The 18689-nt window shown below is 35.8% G+C and carries 18 protein-coding genes; 3 read left to right on the forward strand and 15 right to left on the reverse strand.

Annotated elements, in window-relative coordinates; genetic code table 11:
- Positions 1-255 precede the first annotated feature (255 nt).
- Positions 256-645 carry a DUF7147 family protein gene (locus FH036_RS08705; RefSeq protein ID WP_000616011.1) on the forward strand — a complete coding sequence of 130 codons (390 nt, stop codon included), beginning with the start codon at positions 256-258 and terminating at the stop codon, positions 643-645.
- Between the two features lie 202 nt (positions 646-847).
- Here the strand turns inward: FH036_RS08705 and FH036_RS08710 are convergent, their stop codons facing one another.
- The 6 genes from FH036_RS08710 to FH036_RS08735 all read right to left on the reverse strand — a co-directional run bounded on the left by FH036_RS08710 (position 848) and on the right by FH036_RS08735 (position 4346).
- Positions 848-1114 carry a YlbG family protein gene (locus FH036_RS08710; protein WP_002080814.1) on the reverse strand — a complete coding sequence of 89 codons (267 nt, stop codon included), beginning with the start codon at positions 1112-1114 and terminating at the stop codon, positions 848-850.
- A 126-nt stretch (positions 1115-1240) separates the two neighbouring features.
- Positions 1241-1693 (reverse strand): YlbF/YmcA family competence regulator, encoded by a 453-nt coding sequence (locus tag FH036_RS08715; protein WP_044791463.1) that lies wholly within the window; start codon positions 1691-1693, stop codon positions 1241-1243.
- 115 nt (positions 1694-1808) lie between these two features.
- Entirely contained in the window at positions 1809-2381 is a 573-nt protein-coding gene (locus FH036_RS08720; protein WP_001998138.1) for a histidine phosphatase family protein, read from the reverse strand.
- An 82-nt stretch (positions 2382-2463) separates the two neighbouring features.
- Complete coding sequence (locus tag FH036_RS08725; protein ID WP_001200990.1) at positions 2464-2709, reverse strand: YlbE-like family protein; 246 nt, start codon at positions 2707-2709, stop codon at positions 2464-2466.
- An 11-nt stretch (positions 2710-2720) separates the two neighbouring features.
- A complete protein-coding gene (gene ylbD, locus FH036_RS08730; protein WP_001143335.1) occupies positions 2721-3170 on the reverse strand; it encodes a YlbD family protein in 450 nt (149 codons plus the stop codon).
- 141 nt (positions 3171-3311) lie between these two features.
- A complete protein-coding gene (locus tag FH036_RS08735; RefSeq protein WP_000735391.1) occupies positions 3312-4346 on the reverse strand; it encodes a CAP domain-containing protein in 1035 nt (344 codons plus the stop codon).
- A 207-nt stretch (positions 4347-4553) separates the two neighbouring features.
- On the opposite strand from FH036_RS08735, the gene FH036_RS08740 reads away from it, so the two are divergent.
- Complete coding sequence (locus FH036_RS08740) at positions 4554-4919, forward strand: YugN family protein (RefSeq protein ID WP_001160940.1); 366 nt, start codon at positions 4554-4556, stop codon at positions 4917-4919.
- Between the two features lie 46 nt (positions 4920-4965).
- Here the strand turns inward: FH036_RS08740 and FH036_RS08745 are convergent, their stop codons facing one another.
- The 7 genes from FH036_RS08745 to ctaB all read right to left on the reverse strand — a co-directional run bounded on the left by FH036_RS08745 (position 4966) and on the right by ctaB (position 12105).
- Entirely contained in the window at positions 4966-5964 is a 999-nt protein-coding gene (locus FH036_RS08745) for a formamidase (protein ID WP_000535781.1), read from the reverse strand.
- Positions 5965-6192: 228 nt separating this feature from the next.
- Positions 6193-7098, reverse strand: a complete 906-nt coding sequence (ctaG, locus tag FH036_RS08750; RefSeq protein WP_000069012.1) for a cytochrome c oxidase assembly factor CtaG — start codon at positions 7096-7098, stop codon at positions 6193-6195.
- An 85-nt stretch (positions 7099-7183) separates the two neighbouring features.
- Positions 7184-7516 (reverse strand): cytochrome c oxidase subunit IVB, encoded by a 333-nt coding sequence (gene ctaF, locus FH036_RS08755; protein ID WP_000985699.1) that lies wholly within the window; start codon positions 7514-7516, stop codon positions 7184-7186.
- 3 nt (positions 7517-7519) lie between these two features.
- Complete coding sequence (ctaE, locus tag FH036_RS08760) at positions 7520-8143, reverse strand: cytochrome c oxidase subunit III (RefSeq protein WP_000557861.1); 624 nt, start codon at positions 8141-8143, stop codon at positions 7520-7522.
- A complete protein-coding gene (ctaD, locus tag FH036_RS08765; RefSeq protein ID WP_011040617.1) occupies positions 8143-9978 on the reverse strand; it encodes a cytochrome c oxidase subunit I in 1836 nt (611 codons plus the stop codon). Before ctaD ends, ctaE begins: the two co-directional genes overlap by 1 nt.
- 60 nt (positions 9979-10038) lie before the next feature.
- On the reverse strand, positions 10039-11088 hold the full coding sequence (gene coxB, locus FH036_RS08770; RefSeq protein WP_000745271.1) for a cytochrome c oxidase subunit II: 1050 nt from the start codon (positions 11086-11088) through the stop codon (positions 10039-10041).
- 93 nt (positions 11089-11181) lie between these two features.
- Positions 11182-12105: a protoheme IX farnesyltransferase gene (ctaB, locus tag FH036_RS08775; protein ID WP_001015058.1), complete on the reverse strand. Its 924-nt coding sequence runs from the start codon at positions 12103-12105 to the stop codon at positions 11182-11184.
- Between the two features lie 498 nt (positions 12106-12603).
- On the opposite strand from ctaB, the gene ctaA reads away from it, so the two are divergent.
- A complete protein-coding gene (gene ctaA, locus FH036_RS08780) occupies positions 12604-13539 on the forward strand; it encodes a heme A synthase (protein ID WP_001188736.1) in 936 nt (311 codons plus the stop codon).
- 78 nt (positions 13540-13617) lie between these two features.
- Here ctaA and pyc read toward each other — a convergent pair whose 3' ends face one another.
- Both pyc and ftsW read right to left on the reverse strand, forming a co-directional pair.
- Positions 13618-17064, reverse strand: a complete 3447-nt coding sequence (pyc, locus tag FH036_RS08785) for a pyruvate carboxylase (protein WP_074606308.1) — start codon at positions 17062-17064, stop codon at positions 13618-13620.
- Positions 17065-17398: 334 nt separating this feature from the next.
- Complete coding sequence (gene ftsW, locus FH036_RS08795) at positions 17399-18580, reverse strand: putative lipid II flippase FtsW (protein WP_000832780.1); 1182 nt, start codon at positions 18578-18580, stop codon at positions 17399-17401.
- Between the last annotated feature and the right edge of the window lie 109 nt (positions 18581-18689).

The raw sequence follows: 18689 nt of genomic DNA on the forward strand, positions 1-18689 counted from the left end.
ATTTAATTTCATCATGTATATCTTCATTTAGATTGGACATAAATAACTATAACAACATCACCTTCGATGTTGTTGCCAACCGCGGAGAAGACTTACGTTTCCCCATAAGTTCTTCCTCCGGTTTCTCCTCTCCCTTTGCCTTCTTACTAGTACATGCTAGTATAAGAAGGGCCCTGCTTTGCAGGGTTTTTTTTCTTTGTCTACTTTTCATTTAAAAAGTGAGATGGTACAGTAAAAGAAAGAGGAGGAAAAGATATGATTCAACGCTTTATAGAACTCGGAGAGGGCTACTCTGATTTATATGAATTACTTGAAATTGCCAAAGCAAATCAAGAACGTATAACACATATGTTACAATTTGAAACAATTAAAAATGAAAAAAAAGTGTGCTCACTTGTTGTAATATTAAAACCAACTACTACTGGTGATTTCCAACCATTATACATATGTCGTGAAGGCATTCCTGTACTTGAAAATAAAAAAAGTAAACGCGTCATTTTATTTGAAGAAACGGCAGAACAACTTGGAAAAAAAGTGACTACCTTTACGGTAAAACCGTCCACAACTTTCCCAGAAAAAGAACTGTTTTTCAATCATTTAATTGGTATTTTACGAATGAATAATTTTATTCCTCCAATGAAATAATGTGTTATTTCAAATAAAAAATCCCCTGTTAAAATTAGAGGGCACTGAAAAACTCCACTTCATAAGAAAAAGGATCCCATCACCTACTATATACAGATGACGGGATCCTTTTTAATTTCAACATATTGATGAAATATGTGTTATTTTTTCAAAGCAACCACTTTTTCAGTGGCCTCTTAAAATTAGCAGGGGATTTTTTCTATTAGCTATAATCGTATTCTTTTGCCCGATCAGGACGTGAATTTTCAAATTCCGTTTTTAAATACGGGCGGTACGACTGTTCTATCTTTTTCACAAAAGGAAGTTTGTTCAACTTTTGCATCATATGCTCAATTTGTTCCATATCACAATATACTACTGCATATTTTAAACGTTTTGATATGTAATGTATGTTACCATATTTTCTTAAAATCTTGGCATGTTTCAATGAATGTAAATAAACAATCATACTTTGTCGTTGCCCGAACATAATCTTCTCCATCTTCTCCTTTTAAAAACATATATTTTATATTTTATGAAAACCAATCAGAAATTTATGACATTACAGGACAAACTCTGTATACGTTTTCTTCTATCTTCTAAAAAACGGGGTGATTTACCCCGTTTTTTTACAACCGCAACCTCCGCCGGTACCACAACCGCCACCACAGCCACCAGCATCAAAAAATGGATTTCCTGTTGGAACTTTGATGGAAGAGGACACCTCAGAACCGATTGCTACACTAACTTCATCTAACAACTTTTGTAAAGCCGTTTCTACTCGTTTAAAAGCTGCAATCTTATCATGTAAATCTACAGAACGCTTCAATTCCCTCATTTTCGTCGAAACGAAAGTATAGTCAGGATGATATTTACCGAAACGTTGCACTTCCTCATATCGTTCTTTCATCGCTGTAAATTGCTGAATTAACGTCTGAACTTCCATATCTTCATGCAAGTCTTTATAATATTTACGGTAATCTTCTGCTATATCTGAACAGATGATCGCTTTTGCAAGCTGCTCTGCCTTATCTAATATTAATACGCTTTCTAGCGTCGCTACAATCATGAGAGACACCTCCGAGTATTTATCATACCACATTTAGAATAGAACTACTAATTGAAGTGTCTCACTAAACAGAAAGATATCATTCTAACTATTTTTTAATAATTTCAGTACACATTTATACATTAATATGTTCCGCGATGTTGTATTTAACAACATCCCACTTCCCACTATTTTCATTCACATAACTAATACATGCGTTTTTTAACGGTGTCTTAAACGAAATATCTTCCGGAGCAATTGCATGTAAAATTGCTTTTATCGCATGAGAATGGGCTACAATAATAATACGTTTGCCAGAATGAGTTTCTGCAACATCTTTTACCGCAGCAAAACAACGAGCTACAATTTCTTCATCTTGCTCCATACCTTCTACTTTACCTTCTGCAATTAATTCCCTAACAGTCGCAACTGGCTTCCCAGAAGCTTCACCAAAATTACGTTCAACAAATCGCTCATCTAATAAAATTGATTGTAATCCAGTTGCCTCTGCAATTTCCTTAGCTGTTTCTTGCGCTCTAATTAATGGGCTACTTATAATTATATCCCATGCCTCCGCTTGCAAAGCAGCTGCACTTTGACTCGCTTGCTTCTTCCCCACTTCATTAAGCGGAATATCTTCACGTCCCTGAATAATCTCTTGAAAATTCCAATCAGTTTGTCCATGTCGTACTAAACAAATTTCCGTCATGCTCATGCTGCAACTCCTTTTTAAATAATCCGCTTCTATTGTATCAAAAGTTCTGCATGACGGACATAGTTTTCCCTTCCAATTATGTTGCATTTTGCTGCTTCATATACTGAAACATATCAATCATAATGGAAGCAACTGCCAATTGATTTTGAAATTTCTCAACTTTATCTGGTATCGTTTTTTTGAAATGTTGCATAGCTGCTAACTCAAATGCCTCTTTTTCTTCAGGGTTTCGCGTTAATTTTCTATACCAGTAAGGTTGCTCCCTAATATAGCGAGATAAATCCTCATCAGCCTTTATAAACTCCATAATTTCTGCTCTCATCCGCTTTCCTCCTAATCCTTCTGAAAGAAAAATGGATTATTTTCTGAAGTACTCTCTTCTTGCTGCGTGCGTTTTCCTTGAAATTGTTGAAAAACTTGTTGCACACTCCCAATAGCACTCGTCACATTGGCTAAATGATGTTGCATTTGTTCCACGTCTAACTTTTTAAAGAAAGAAAGCATTTGTCCCATCACATCAGCAGTTTTTTCCTCTTCAGTTCGAGTATCCTTTTCTTTTCCATTTTCTTTTTTCTTTTCTTTTACCGAAGAAAAAGCAGGCGCTCCATCCGGTCTAAAAGTTGCCCATATTGGATCTTCTTCACCAAGTAAGTACCATTCCTCATAAAACTGTTGCCAAGTTTTATGACCACTTCGAACTTCATGAACCATTTTAGGGTGATGGTTTACAAACTCTTTAAACTGTTGAACCGATGGATGTAACGGTCCTTTTGTTGTCGGCATAATCCTCACCTCTTCATGTATATCTACTATATAATAAGAAAAAAAAGGCGCATGGTTCGCCTATTTTTAGACGATTCATGCACCTTTTTATCCTACTATTTGCATAGGGGAAGATTCCCATCCACAATTTACAGTTTCATTTTATTTCCGAATAAAATTTTGTGTATAAAACTTATCATATACGCCAACACCTAATCCTGTAAATTGTTCATTCAATAAATTTTTTCGATGTCCCTCACTATTTAACCAACCTTGCAATGCCGCAACCCCATCACTATGTTGCGCCGCTATGTTCTCACCGGCAAGTTGAAATCCTACTTTCCCGCGCTGTAAACGATCTCCTAACGTACCTAATGTAGGTGAATCGTGTGAAAAGTAATTATTATCCTTCATATCTTTACTATGACCGATTGCCACCTCTGCCGTTTGTTGGTCCCACGCTAATAACGGTAAATTATGACGGCTTCGAATAATATTTGTTAAATCAAAAATTTGTTGCATATTCCCATTCTCTATTTGTTTCATTTTATCTGGAGTTAATGGTTGTTCTGCTAATAATTCACCCGAATAAACGAGCTGATACGGTCTTTGACGTAATAACGTTTCGTCATCCATATAACGAACACCGACAAGCTCATGCGTAAAATGATCAAAATATAATTGTGCCCAACCATCTTCTACTGGTACTAATGGTTGTTCCATCACTTCGGTATCAGATAACTCAAATTGATAACTATTCTTTCCTCTTTTTAACGAAATCTCATGAGAAAGTGGATTCTTTTTATACACATCTTCATACTTTTCATTTATATAATAAGGTGGCACCTTAACTTGCTCACCAGCGACATACGCCGTTACAATTTTACGTTCAGCAACCCCAAATTGAACATACTGAGCTAAATCTTGATTGTATACCCACCATTCATATCCGTAAGCAGATGGTTCTATTCGAGAAGGTTCGCCCCATTTTGCTAATAAATTTTCAGAGTCCCCACCAATCATATTTAAAACCGTATCAGAAGAGTCTTCATTTACTTGTTTTTTCTTTTTCACAATTTTATTTTCTTGCTTTGATTGAGATGGGGTTAATATATATTGTGAAACGAGTAATTTCCCGTATAAATCAACAGCTAAAATTAAAATTGTAATCATTACGATACGCAATAATTTCTTCAATCGATATACCTCCTGCAAAAAACATAAAATTGAGATATACACAAATCCTTTTCTTTCCTTTTTTTGTGTGTACCGTACTCTTTTCACTATATCATATTTTCGCAAAAAAAGTCTGGATTATCCCTTTTCTCTCAATATGAATTGCACTTTCTTATTATTCATACTATTATAAAAATAATGGTGTAACATTAAAAAAGGAGGTATTTTATGCAATTTACAAATACGAAATTTAATGGGGCAGTCGTTGATTTAACACTATTAACAGAGATTATGGAAAAGAACCATTTTGTACTTGCTGGACAGTGGGATTATGAACGAGTTACATACGATTATAAATTCGAAATATTAAACGATGTTTATTATTTACGTGTACAAGGTTTAGCTGTTGAAGGTGACATTGGCAGCAGACACGCTGAAATAAAGCTACTCCCTCCCTTATTAGGTAAACATTATTATCCTCACGGCGTTGAATATGGTGATGGTGAAACTTTCCCAACGAATGTCATTCAAAAAAGCGAACAACTCCTACAAAATATCGAAAAAGAGTTAAAAGAATTCCAAATCATTGAGTAAATAGAACAAGCGCATCAATATGATGCGCTTGTTCTATTTATCTTACTTAAGAATGAATCGTCTTTTTGACTGGATACCCATAAATAGTTCCATCCTTTACTTTAATCTCATCTTCCCAAGGAACCTTATATTTACCTTCAGCTAAATCTTTTACAAACGTATATGGGTTTTCTTTCACCCCACCAGGAGTCGCTACATATCCCCTTGAACCTAGATTATATATATTATTTTCGAGACCCCATCCTAATCTAGCTTGATCTGCTAGCTCTGGATATACTTCAGCAGTAACAATCTCCCAAGGATTTCGGTGTCCCTGCACTAAAGTAGTCCCATCAAAATTACATACTTGTCCTTCACCAAAATAATAAAATACACCATCATAACCCGCTAAGTTCACCGACAATGTATACATTAAATTTTGCCATGCATTCGAACGATTAGTTAACATCCATTGTTCACTAACTTGTGTGCTATATCCAGAAATACGAATCAAGACATTTGCACCTTTATAAGCTGCTTCACGAGCTACTTCAGGAAACATACCATCATGACAAATACAAACAGCTAATTTACTTCCTCCTGGTCCATCACAAACAGGTAAACCTAAATCTCCAGCCTTCCAAGGTTCAACTGGCACCCAAGGATTTAGCTTACGATACTTCAAAATCATTTCACCTTGTGGATCAATAATTATTGCTGTATTATACGGTTCTCCACCATCAGGATTTCTTTCCATTATAGAAAAAACACCATATACTTCAGACTCTTTACATGCCTCAGCAAACAAGTCTGTTTCTGGCCCAGGGACCGTACATAAAAACTCTTCTGTAGTCCATTTTTTTGTATTAAGCCCTTGCGTACTATATTCTGGAAATACTATCAATTCCAAACCAGGATACCCTGCTTTAGTTGAATGAATTGTTTTTATGATCTGTTTAATTTGTTTATCAATGTCTGCACGTGACTCTACTACCGGTACTGGATATTGTATTAATGCTGCTAAAAAACCACTAATTGGCTTTACCATACTTCCACTACTACCCATTTAAATTCCCCCTTAAAATAGTCCTTGTTTTATTAAAGATAACAATATAAATTTGTAACTCTCTAAAAAACTTGTACTACACATGGAATTATTATGCATTAAAGCTAGTAGTAAATCTTATATCCACTTTTAGTACATGCCTACACTAACTTAACATAAATAATTAGAAAATTCAATCTATTAAAGTTTAGTAAAACTAAAAAAGTGTATGGAAACCCATACACTTTTTTACTTCGTTTGTAAATACGGCGGCAATTGTTGTAACTGCTCTTTATCCTTTTCACGCTCTCGACGCGCCCATCGAAAGAACACATAACCAATAATTGTACCGTACACTATTTCCTGGACAATTTTCATAATGATGCCGCCTGTTTGTTGGTCTTGTACGATTGGCATCCAGTGTAAAAATTCTGGTCCAGTTATATTTAAATCAGATAAAGTTCCCGCTGGTACACATAGTTCCATCGCCTTCATCCAAGCAGCCGGATCCGTATACGTTGCAAACAACGGCGCCGTTGCAAAAATAATTAACGCGCAAGCTGGCGTTAATAATATACCGTTAGCAAACATATAACCAAGTTTCTTTATATCACTTAACGTTTGATATTCTGGTAATGGATTTAGCATCGGCCACCACATCATGATTGCCGTAAAGAACAATATAGCGAGACAGATAGGATGAGCAATTTGACTTTGTTTTACTGCATCAAAAACAACTGGTAAATGATAAAAAGAAAACAGGCCATTAAATACAAACAATGCAATAAGTGGCTTAGCAAATATCTTTAATATAATTTGAACGAACTTAAAAGAAGTAATATAACGATATAACCAAACTGGTATACCAAGCAACAACAAAGGCGGAACGGCAATATACATAACTGCCATTTCAAACATATGTGCACTAAATATAATATGACCAATTAAATCAATAGGCCCTCCCTTTACAAAATACAAAAGAACAATTCCAGTCGTAAAATAAAAAACTTGCTTCTTACTTACCTTTGTCGCATGTTCAAATCGCATTCTATACGGCCCAATAATTAAAAAATATCCAATGAGGATCGAAAGCATAAATAATAAAAAGATTGGACTCCATAGCGCTTGAAAACCAAATATCCACAAGTTACTCATTTTCACACCTACCTTCTTAAGGTTATCCGTTCACATAACATGAAGAGGGAGCTGTGTCAACACAAGCTCCCTTATTCTTCACTTTTCAAATCCACACAATTGTCATAAAAGCTAAAATTGTAATTAATCCGATCAGCAGACCAGAATAAAGAAAGAAACTTGCCGCTTCATGTCCTTTATGACTCATATGCATAAAATAATACAATTGAAAAATTACTTGTACCACCGCTAATAGTAAAATAAATGGTACTGAAAAAGTCGGACTAAAAGTTTTCGGATATGCTACCGCTGCAAATGCAACTAATGTTAAAAAAATCATTAATGCAAATGTAATAACTTGATGCTTCATTTCCTCCGCACTTTTTCTTTTCCGATAAACAAGATCAACTTTAGGATTATTCGTTTGCTTTATCGCCATTGTTTATCCCACCATTCCCATTAAATATACTACAGTGAAAATAAACACCCAAACTACGTCAATAAAGTGCCAATAAATCGATGCAACATAAAACTTCGGTGCATTGTATAAATTTAGACCTCTCTTCGCATTCCTAAAGATTAATGTTAAAATCCAACACAATCCAAACAATACGTGGAGTCCATGTGTACCAACAAGAGCATAAAACGCGGAACCAAATGCGCTACTTCTCATAGTATGCTTAAATTCATGCGTATAATGATAAAACTCATATATCTCAAATCCTAAAAACCCTAAACCTAGCAGCACTGTTACTAGTAGCCAAAGTTGCATTTTCTTAAAATTAAAGTTTTTCATATGATACATCGCATATACGCTCGTTAAGCTACTCGTTAATAAAAGCATCGTCATAATGAAAACGAGTGGCATTTGGAACATCTCTTGAGATGTTGGTCCGCCATTTGTAGAATTCTTTAACGCTAAATATGTGCCAAATAAGGAAGCGAACAATACTGTTTCGCCTCCAAGAAATAACCAAAAACCGACAAACTTATTTTTCCCCTCAAGGGTTGCTTTTTCAGGCTCTGCCGGAAATGTTTCATTCGTTAATTTTTCATCTACATGCATTACGCCTTGCCCCCCTTATCTTCTAAATCTTCTTTATGAATATGATATCCATGATCATCAATTACTGAACGTAGGAACATTGTACCAAACGTAATAATTAAACCGATAATTGCTACTAATAACCAAAACTTATCTTTTCCACCCTGCATATACATTGCACCGAATGCCGCTATAAACAATCCTAAAGAAATGATAAATGGTGAAAATGATGGATTTGGCATATGAATATCACCCACTGGTTCCGCCGCTGTCATCTCTTTATTCCCTTCACGTTTTTCAATCCAAAACGGATCTAACCCGCGAACAAATGGTAATTGTTTAAAGTTATATTCTGGTGTAGGTGCTGGCATTGTCCATTCTAATGTACGTCCATCCCACGGATCACGACCAGCCTTTTCTTTTGATACTGTTGTTTTAATTACATTGAATAGAAGAACAATCGTTCCAAGAGCCATAAATACCGCTCCAATAGAACTAATCATATTGCCCATTTCCAACCCTTGACCTTCAAGATATGTGTAGTAACGACGTGGCATACCAATTAAGCCAAGGAAATGCTGAATGAAGAACGTTAAATGGAAACCGATAAAGAATAACCAAAATGTTATCTTTCCTAACGTTTCATTCAATACTTTATTAAACATCAGCGGCCAATAATAATGGGCTCCTGCAAGTAAACCAAATACAACACCACCGACAATTACATAATGAAAGTGAGCTACTACGAAATAGTTATCATGAAATTGATAATCAGCTGGTGCAGATGCTAGCATAACACCTGTAACTCCTCCCATTACGAATGATGGAATGAAGGCTACTGCCCACATCATCGGTGTCGTAAAACGAATACTTCCGCCCCACATTGTAAAGAGCCAGTTGAATATTTTAATACCGGTCGGAACCGCAATCGCCATTGTTGCAACTGAGAAAATAGCATTTGCAACTGGACCAAGCCCAACAGTAAACATATGATGCGCCCATACCATAAACCCTAAAAATCCAATTAATACTGTCGCAAACACCATCGATGAATAACCAAATAATCGTTTTTTCGAAAACGTCGCAAAGATTTCCGAGAATATTCCGAAAGCTGGGAGTATAAGAATGTATACTTCTGGATGACCGAAAATCCAGAATAAGTGCTCCCATATAATTGTATTCCCGCCCAGTGCTGGATTAAAGAAACTTGTTCCAAATAAGCGGTCTAACATTAAAAGTCCTAATCCTACAGTTAACGGCGGAAAAGCAAATAATATTAATGAAGATGTTACAAATGTCGTCCACGTAAACATCGGCATACGCATATACGTCATCCCTGGCGCACGCATATTAATAATGGTTACAAGGAAGTTAATACCTCCAATTAATGTACCTATACCGGAGATTTGCAAGCCAAGCACATAAAAATCAACACCATGGCCTTTAGAGGCTAAAGCTAAAGATGCATAAGATGTCCATCCTGCATCAGGCGCTCCACCTAAAAACCAACTTAAATTTAAAAATACTCCACCAAAGAAAAATAACCAAAATCCGAGTGAATTCAAAAACGGGAACGCTACATCACGTGCACCAATTTGAAGTGGTACAGCGGCGTTCATAAATGCAAACACGAGTGGCATAGCTGCGAGGAAAATCATTGTTGTACCGTGCATAGTTAATACTTGATTATAAGCATCCCCAACAAGAAAAGCGTTGTTAGGAATCGCTAATTGAAGGCGAATAAATAGAGCTTCTATTCCGCCTATTATAAAAAACAATCCACCTGCAATTAAATAGAGAATGGCAATCTTTTTATGGTCTACTGTCGTTAAATAATCCCATATGACAGCACCCATCCCCTGTTTTTTTGCTACAGAACTCACGTTTTCAACCTCCCCTTCGCGAATAATCCCTCTTTACTTTTCAACTTTTAACGTTTGTAAGTATGCATTTAGTGCATCAATTTGATCGTCTGTTAAGTTGCCATATTTACCAGTCATTTTATTTCCTGGTTTCATATTTTCAGGATCTTTCAGCCATTTTTTTAAGTTTTCTTCATTGTTTTCAGCAATGCCGGCAACTGTATCGCGATCCGCAAAGTTTGCTAAGTTTGGTGCGATACGAGCGGAAGGTGGTCTACTATCATTAGATCCAACTGCGTGACAACCAATACAGCTTTTATTAAATATTTCTTGGCCTTCTTGCGCCTTTGTTGAAGCTACTTCTTTCTTCCCATCAATTTTCTTCATATCAGCAAGCCACTTTTTGTACTCGCTTTCATCTAAAGCTTTCACTTTGAATTGCATTAAAGAATGTGATGGGCCGCAAAATTCTGTACAAAAACCATTATAAGTGCCCGATTTATCTGCCTTTAACCACATTTTGTTCACATTATCTGTATTTGTATCCATTTTCCCAGCTAAAGATGGAACCCAAAACGAATGTTTAATATCGGCACCCTTCAAATTCAAATACACTTTCTTACCTGTGGGGATGACTAAATCTTGAGAAGTTACTATCTTTTCTGATTTATAAGAAAATTCCCACCAATAAAGATTCGCTGTTACATCAACAACGATAGTATCTTTATCAATATTCTTTTTCTCCATCGCACTTACATCAGCAAGTTTGAATGTATATGTAACCGTCGGAACAGCTAAGATTAGCAAAAGAATAATCGGAATAACTGTCCATATAATTTCTAGTTTGTGATTCCCTTCAACTTGCTCCGGAATATAATCTTCCTGACCTTTCTTTTGTCGGAAACGCACAATTACATATAAGAAAATAATAGTAACTACTAGTACTACTCCTACCATGATCGCACTTGCTAGTAAGAGCAGATCATATTGCATTTTTGCTACTTCTCCTTGCGGAATTAAAGTAGATTGAAAGGCTTTACCGCATCCCCCTAACAGTAAAGCCAGCAGTGAAACGAACGAAAGCAGTCGCCACTGTTTCTTCATACAAACAACCCCCACTTTCCTTGTGAATTAGATTGTACTTTATAGTTAAGTAAAGTAAATCTCAACGTAAAGAAATCCAATTATGTCGTTGTCTTAGAAGAATGTAACTACAATCATTGATACAAATAAGATTGTTAAATAATTTAGGGAATAAACAAACATTTGCACAGACCATTTGATGTCATCTTTCTTACGGAAGCCATAAAAACCTAAAACGATCCATCCGATGTTAAGCAGTGTTGCAATTACCATAAATGTTATCCCTAGTCCACTCATATAAAATGGTAGTGGTAATAAACATACTGTCCAAATCATAATTTGGCGTTTCGTAATTTCAAATCCATGAACTACAGGAAGCATTGGAATTCCTGCGTTTCGATATTCATCAACACGTTTCATTGCTAATGCAAGGAAATGTGGGATTTGCCAAATAAACATAATTAAAAATAACATCCAAGCAATTGGATGGCCTAAAGATGGATCGATTGCTGCCCATCCAATTAAAGGTGGAACTGCACCAGATATACTACCTACAACAGTATTTAGTGTATACTTTCTCTTTGTCCATAAACTATATAGAACAACATATGTGAAAGCACCAATAAATCCCATTAAGACTGCCATTGGTGTTGTTAATAATAAAAATACAAAACCAAGAAGTAATATAACTAGTCCAAATGTAAGTGCAAATCCTGGTTTATACTTTCCAGTAACCGTTGGACGGGTCTTTGTTCTTTCCATTAATGGATCGATGTCTCGATCAATGTAGTTGTTTAAACAACATACCCCTGCCATAACTAATCCAGAACCAACGATTGTAAAGAATAACTTATCCAGATTGTCCATTACACTTAATCCATTAAAGTGTAATGCCAACCAAAATCCTGTAAATACAGTAAGTGTATTTGAATTTACAATCCCCATTTTAACGAGCGCTTTTAAATCTTGTAACCGAGTTGTTTCCGGTACGCTTGTAACAGCAGACTCATCATGCAGCTCACTTGTTGCATGGTTCATCACTTTAACCCCCTCTTAAAACTTTCATCTTTCTTTTTGCGCCTATTTCAAATTGAAATATTTCGCTTCTATATAGCAATATTATTACAGTAGAAACATTGTTAACCCATTCTACTACTAATCTACGCCCATACTCCAATATATTAAATCATATTTCCCGAACATTTTGTGAAGAAAACATGAACTTTTTGTGTCGAACATAAAAAACTTAATTGTTACTTATCCATATCATAACATGATGTTACCTTCTATAATAAACTTTTTTGTCATATTTAACACGTATTCTCCCCATTTCTTTTCAAAATAGCCTATTTTTCACCTAAAAATTTCCTTATAAACCTTATTTCCACACCCGTTTTCTCTTCCCTGTCTTCCCCCTCCATTTCTTTGCTATTTTATTATTTTTTATATATCATAGGAACTAGCGCGTTTTATTCTATACATAATGGAATGAAAATATTTCGCAATAACTTCATAGCAGAAAGATGGTGAAAGAGATTGCAACGCTTTATTAAATGGTTAGCAGTCATTACGAGTCTTGATTTATTAATAGTTTTATTAGGAGGCGCCTTAGTTACAAAAACAGGCTCTGGCCAAGGATGCGGTAAATCATGGCCACTTTGTAACGGTGAATTTGTTCCATCTAATTTATCAATGGAAACTATTATTGAACTAAGTCATCGCCTTACATCAGGATCAGCAGGAATTCTTGTTACTCTCCTTTGTATTTTGTCCTGGAAATATTATAAACATGTGCGCGAAACAAAAACGTTAGCAATTTTATCCTTCGTATTTTTAGTTGCACAAGCATTAATGGGAGCCGCAGCGGTTGTTTGGGGGCAAATGCCAGCTGTACTTGCTATCCATTTCGGTATTTCCTTAATTTCATTTGCTTCTGTCATTTTATTAACGTGTCTTATCTTTGAAATTGACCAAAAATTTGATGCACGTTCACTTATTATGGACAAAAAAATGAAATTTCATATTTATGGTGTAACAATTTACAGTTATATTGTCGTCTACACAGGGGCTTTAGTACGTCACGAACGAGCTAGCTTAGCCTGTCCAGACTTTCCTTTATGTAGCAAAAATAGACCTATGCCAACTCAATTACATGAATGGGTTCAAATGGGACATAGAGTTGCAGCGATGTTAATTTTCGCTTGGATACTATACGCGATGATTCTCGCTATCCGCCATTACAAACAGCAGCCTGTCGTATACTGGGGATGGATCATCTCATTTATCCTTGTTACACTTCAAGCTATCGTAGGAATTTTAGTCGTATTTACAAATGCTAGTTTATCAATGGCATTATTACATTCCCTATTCATTTCTTGCTTGTTTGCTGTACTATGCTATTTAGTTATGTTAGGTACAAGAAGTAAAGTGAATGCAAAAGAAGCTGCATCAATTTCTAAACAAACAAAATAAATGAAAATACCTTGCCCGAATTGGCAAGGTATTTTTTCGTAATAAAAAAGAGCTGTGTTTCCACAACTCTTTTTTATTTTAGTGATCTAATTCAATGAGTAAGTCACCCGTTTGAATTGCATCTCCATCGTTAACATATACTTTTTTCACTTTACCATTAAACGGCGCTTGAACTGTCGTTTCCATTTTCATCGCTTCTGTAATTGCCATAGAATCGCCTTTTTTCACTTCATCGCCTTCTTTTACAACTACTTTAATAACCGTTCCTGGCATTGTTGCGCTAATGTGGTTTGGATTTTCACGGTTTCCTTTCACACGTTGTGCAACTGTCGCTTTCACACTTTCGTCTTTCACAACAATCTCACGTGGTTGACCGTTAAACTCCAAGTAAAGCACACGATTTCCATCTGGCTGAGGCTCTCCAATTGATACTAGTTTAACCATCAATGTTTTACCTTGTTCAATTTCCACATCGATTTCTTCACCAAGTCTCATACCATAGAAGAATGTCGGTGTATCAAGCACAGATACATTTCCATAAATCTCAGCAACTTTTTCGTAATCCATAAATACTTTTGGATATAATGCATATGCAACTACATCAAACATCGTCACTTCGCGTCCAAGTTTATGGAATAGCTCTTCTTTTAACGCGTCGAAATCTACTGGTTCTAATAATTCACCTGGTCTTACTGTTAATGGTTCTTTCCCTTTTAAAATAATTTCTTGTAACTTTTTCGGGAAACCACCATATGGTTGTCCTAAATCTCCAGAGAACATTTCAACAACAGATCCTGGGAAGTCCATAGAATGTCCACGCTCTAAAACATCTTGTTCTGTTAAGTGATTTTGAACCATGAATAATGCCATATCACCAACAACTTTAGATGATGGTGTTACTTTAACAATATCACCAAACATGTCATTCACACGGCGGTACATTACTTTCACTTCATCGAAACGATCGCCTAAGCCAACCGCTTTCGCTTGTTGTTGTAAATTACTATACTGTCCGCCTGGCATTTCGTGCATATATACCTCTGTATGAGGAGCATTCATACCACTTTCAAACGGTGCGTAGTATTTACGTACATCTTCCCAGTAATGAGATAATTTTTCTAATGAATCTATATTAACATCTGGCTGTCTTTCGTTTCCACCTAACGCATAGTATAGCGTGTTCGCACTTGGTTGTGACGTTTGACCAGCCATAGAACTTACTGCTACATCGACAATGTCAACACCTGCTTCAATTGCCTTCGTATACGTTAATATACCATTTCCACTCGTATCGTGTGTGTGCAGGTGAATCGGAATCGATACCGTCTCTTTTAATGCTGAGACTAAATCATATGCTGCATTTGGTTTTAGTAAGCCCGCCATATCTTTAATACCTAAAATGTGAGCTCCTGATGCTTCTAATTCTTTTGCTAAATTTTTATAGTAATTTAAATCATATTTACTACGCAGTGGATCATGAATATCCCCTGTGTAACACATCGTTGCTTCTGCAATTTTACCAGTATCTCGTACAGCATCAATCGCAACTCTCATACCTTCTACCCAGTTTAAGCTATCAAAAATACGGAACACATCAATTCCAGCTTGGGCAGAACACTCCACAAACTTTTGAATTAAATTATCCGGATAGTTTTTGTAACCAACCGCATTTGAAGAACGAAGTAACATTTGGAATAAAACATTTGGCATTTTTTCACGAAGATCTAGTAATCGTTCCCACGGATCTTCTTTTAAGAAACGATATGCAACATCAAACGTTGCACCGCCCCACATTTCTGCTGAGAATAAGTTCGGTAACATTCTCGCTGTCGGCTCTGCAATTTGGTGTAAATCTTTTGTGCGAATACGCGTTGCAAGTAATGACTGATGCGCATCACGGAATGTTGTATCCGTTAAAAGTACACGTTTTTGATCTTGTACCCATTTTACTAATCCGTCTGCTCCACGCTCATCCAAAATTTGTTTCGTTCCATTTTTGATTGGCTCTGAGTGTAATACATTCGGTATACGAGCATCTGGGAAAATTGGTTTCTCTTTTTTCCCTACTCCTGGGAAGCCATTTACTGTTACTGTCCCGATGTAATTTAACATTTTCGTTCCTCGGTCTTTACGTTTCGAGAACAAGAATAGTTCAGGTGACGCATCAATAAATGAAGTGTCATATTCCCCTGATAAGAAGTTTTTATGTTTTACTACATTCTCTAGGAATGGAATATTCGTTTTAATACCACGGATACGGAATTCTTTTAAGTTACGTTCCATTTTTGCAGCAGCTTGTTCAAAAGTAAGCGCCCATGTTGTAACTTTTACAAGTAAAGAATCATAGTACGGTGTAATAACAGCACCTTGGAAACTATTACCTGTATCAAGACGAACTCCAAAGCCACCACCTGATCGATATGCCATAATTTTCCCTGTATCCGGCATGAAATTATTTAGTGGATCCTCAGTCGTTACTCGAGATTGTATTGCAAATCCATGTACAACAACTTCCTCTTGCTTTGGAACACCCACCATTTTACTATGTAATGCATGTCCATCAGCTATTAAAATTTGTGATTGAACGATATCGACTCCTGTAATCATTTCTGTAATTGTATGTTCTACTTGAACACGCGGATTCACTTCAATGAAATAGAAATTATCATCTTTTACAAGAAATTCAACTGTTCCTGCGTTTAAATAATTTACATTTTTCGTTAATTTCACAGCAGCATCACAAATACGCTGACGCAAATCATCTGAAAGCGACACACTAGGTGCAATTTCTACTACTTTTTGATGACGACGTTGTACAGAACAGTCTCGCTCGTATAAATGAACAACATTGCCCTCTTCATCTGCTAAAATTTGAACTTCTATATGTTTAGGTTTTTCAACGAATTTTTCTACGTATACTTCATCATTACCAAAGGCTGCTTTTGCTTCTGACTTTGCTCGATTATACGATTCTCTTAATTCTTCACTAGTACGTACAATACGCATACCACGACCGCCCCCGCCAAGGGAAGCTTTAATAATAATCGGGTAATCATACTTTTCAGCAAATTTTTCGACTTCTTCTAATGAATCTACTGGCCCATCACTACCAGGAATAACTGGAATTTGTGCTAGCTGCGCTTGTGTTCTTGCTTTTACTTTATCTCCAAACATATCTAAATGCTTACTTTTTGGACCGATAAAGATAATCCCTTCTTCTTCACAACGTTTTGCGAATTGAATATTTTCTGACAAGAAACCATATCCAGGGTGGATTGCATCTACATGATTACTTTTCGCAATCTCAATAATGCCCTCAATATCTAGATAAGCATCAATTGGCTTTTTTCCTTCCCCAACTAAATAGGATTCATCGGCTTTATAACGATGATAAGAACCACTATCCTCTTTAGAATAGATTGCAACTGTTTTTAATCCCAGTTCCGAACAAGCTCGAAACACACGAATTGCAATCTCTCCACGGTTAGCTACCAATACTTTTTGAATACGTTGCAGCTTTGTCATGATTTTCCCCCTCTACTTTCCTACCACTCTAGAGATAAAATATATACACACCATAAAGAGCGTGAAGTTCTTCACTTTCTACATTATATTATACTTAGAAAGCTTCACTTTATTTTTATCCATCATACCTTATTTTTTAACAAATGATAAGTTTTCTGAGCAATTTGTCTCACAAAAATAGTATAGCATACCTCTTCCTTTTCTAACAACTTAATTGTATATCACATTAAATTAAATGTGATATATCTTTTGATATTAAAGTCAATTAATACATCACATTTAACTTGTCTTAAAAATAAAAAAACACATCGCGCTCTAAAGCACAATGTGTTTTTTATTTTACAACTACAAGACGTGGTCCATCTTGTTCTCTTTCTTTCATTATCGTATTTTGCTCTTTTTCTTGTCGTTTCACATAACTAGCAATATTCAACAATATACCCATCGCAATTAAATTAGCCAATAAAGAACTACCACCATAACTAATAAACGGTAAAGGTACGCCTGTAAGCGGGATTAATCCAGACATACCACCAACATTAACAAAAGTTTGTATGCCAATTAAACTTGCAATTCCGATTGCAATTAAACTACCAAATGGATCTTTACATTTTTGTGCTACCCTAAACGAACGAATAATAATAAGTAATAAACAGATTAAAATGATAGCTACACCTATAAAACCTAGTTCTTCAGATATAATTGCCATAATAAAATCCGTTTGCGGCTCTGGTAAGTAGCCATACTTTTGTATACTATTCCCTAATCCTCTACCATTTAACCCACCTGAGGCAATTCCAATAAATGAATTAACTAATTGGAATCCATCATTTTGAGGATCGTTAAACGGGTCAAGAAAAACTGAAAATCGGGCTTTTTGGTAATTATTCAATTTATAATTCCCAATAAAATACAATGCAGGAACCCATACGATAGATGTTAATATAAACCTTTTTATCCACAGGTTAACATTAACTCCTGAACAGAAGAACATAATTAACACTGTTCCACCTATTAATATGTCAGTCCCTAAGTCATTTTGTAATAAAATTAATACCATCGATCCACCCACCACAAATAAGGGGGGGATTATCCCTTGTAAAAAAGGGGTTTGCCTCTCTTGTTTCTTAGCAAAAAAACTTGCTAACGTAATAATTACTGCTATTTTTACAAACTCAGCTGGTTGTATACCTAGTATCCATCCTTTTGCACCATTGATTACCTTACCGAAAAGGAAGGCTGCTGTTAATAAGCCAATCCCCCCTAACCCCATAGCTGCAAGAACTATTTTCTTCCTCCAAAATTTGTAAGGTACTACAGCGACAATCACTAGCATTACCGTTCCAATAGCAAGAGAAACTAATTGTTTTTTAAAAAAGTGATCTGCCGGCCAGTTATATTTCGATGAAATCGCAACAATGGAACTAGAACTATATACCATTATAACTCCCAGCACACATAAGATAACAAGAGGAAGTAATAATGAATAATCCATTGATTTCCATACTCTTTTCATTTCATTTCCTCTCTCTGTTTCAATTTAATTATTGTTGTATTCCATATGTACATTGGTTCTTCCTGCTTTATTATACAAATAAAAAGCTCAAACTTTTTCAGTTTGAGCC

Source organism: Bacillus sp. CD3-5 (assembly GCF_006349665.1).
GTDB classification, from domain to species: domain Bacteria; phylum Bacillota; class Bacilli; order Bacillales; family Bacillaceae_G; genus Bacillus_A; species Bacillus_A paranthracis.

Coding starts and splice junctions, on each gene's coding strand:
- coxB (WP_000745271.1), bottom strand. CDS start 11,088: ATGAAGAAACAGTGGCGACTGCTTTCGTTCGTTTCACTGCTGGCTTTA.
- FH036_RS08715 (WP_044791463.1), bottom strand. CDS start 1,693: ATGATTGTAGCGACGCTAGAAAGCGTATTAATATTAGATAAGGCAGAG.
- FH036_RS08705 (WP_000616011.1), top strand. CDS start 256: ATGATTCAACGCTTTATAGAACTCGGAGAGGGCTACTCTGATTTATAT.
- FH036_RS08710 (WP_002080814.1), bottom strand. CDS start 1,114: ATGTTCGGGCAACGACAAAGTATGATTGTTTATTTACATTCATTGAAA.
- ftsW (WP_000832780.1), bottom strand. CDS start 18,580: ATGAAAAGAGTATGGAAATCAATGGATTATTCATTATTACTTCCTCTT.
- FH036_RS08725 (WP_001200990.1), bottom strand. CDS start 2,709: ATGAGAGCAGAAATTATGGAGTTTATAAAGGCTGATGAGGATTTATCT.
- FH036_RS08720 (WP_001998138.1), bottom strand. CDS start 2,381: ATGACGGAAATTTGTTTAGTACGACATGGACAAACTGATTGGAATTTT.
- FH036_RS08740 (WP_001160940.1), top strand. CDS start 4,554: ATGCAATTTACAAATACGAAATTTAATGGGGCAGTCGTTGATTTAACA.
- FH036_RS08745 (WP_000535781.1), bottom strand. CDS start 5,964: ATGGGTAGTAGTGGAAGTATGGTAAAGCCAATTAGTGGTTTTTTAGCA.
- ctaE (WP_000557861.1), bottom strand. CDS start 8,143: ATGCATGTAGATGAAAAATTAACGAATGAAACATTTCCGGCAGAGCCT.
- pyc (WP_074606308.1), bottom strand. CDS start 17,064: ATGACAAAGCTGCAACGTATTCAAAAAGTATTGGTAGCTAACCGTGGA.
- ctaD (WP_011040617.1), bottom strand. CDS start 9,978: ATGGGTGCTGTCATATGGGATTATTTAACGACAGTAGACCATAAAAAG.
- ylbD (WP_001143335.1), bottom strand. CDS start 3,170: ATGCCGACAACAAAAGGACCGTTACATCCATCGGTTCAACAGTTTAAA.
- ctaG (WP_000069012.1), bottom strand. CDS start 7,098: ATGAGTAACTTGTGGATATTTGGTTTTCAAGCGCTATGGAGTCCAATC.
- ctaF (WP_000985699.1), bottom strand. CDS start 7,516: ATGGCGATAAAGCAAACGAATAATCCTAAAGTTGATCTTGTTTATCGG.
- ctaB (WP_001015058.1), bottom strand. CDS start 12,105: ATGAACCATGCAACAAGTGAGCTGCATGATGAGTCTGCTGTTACAAGC.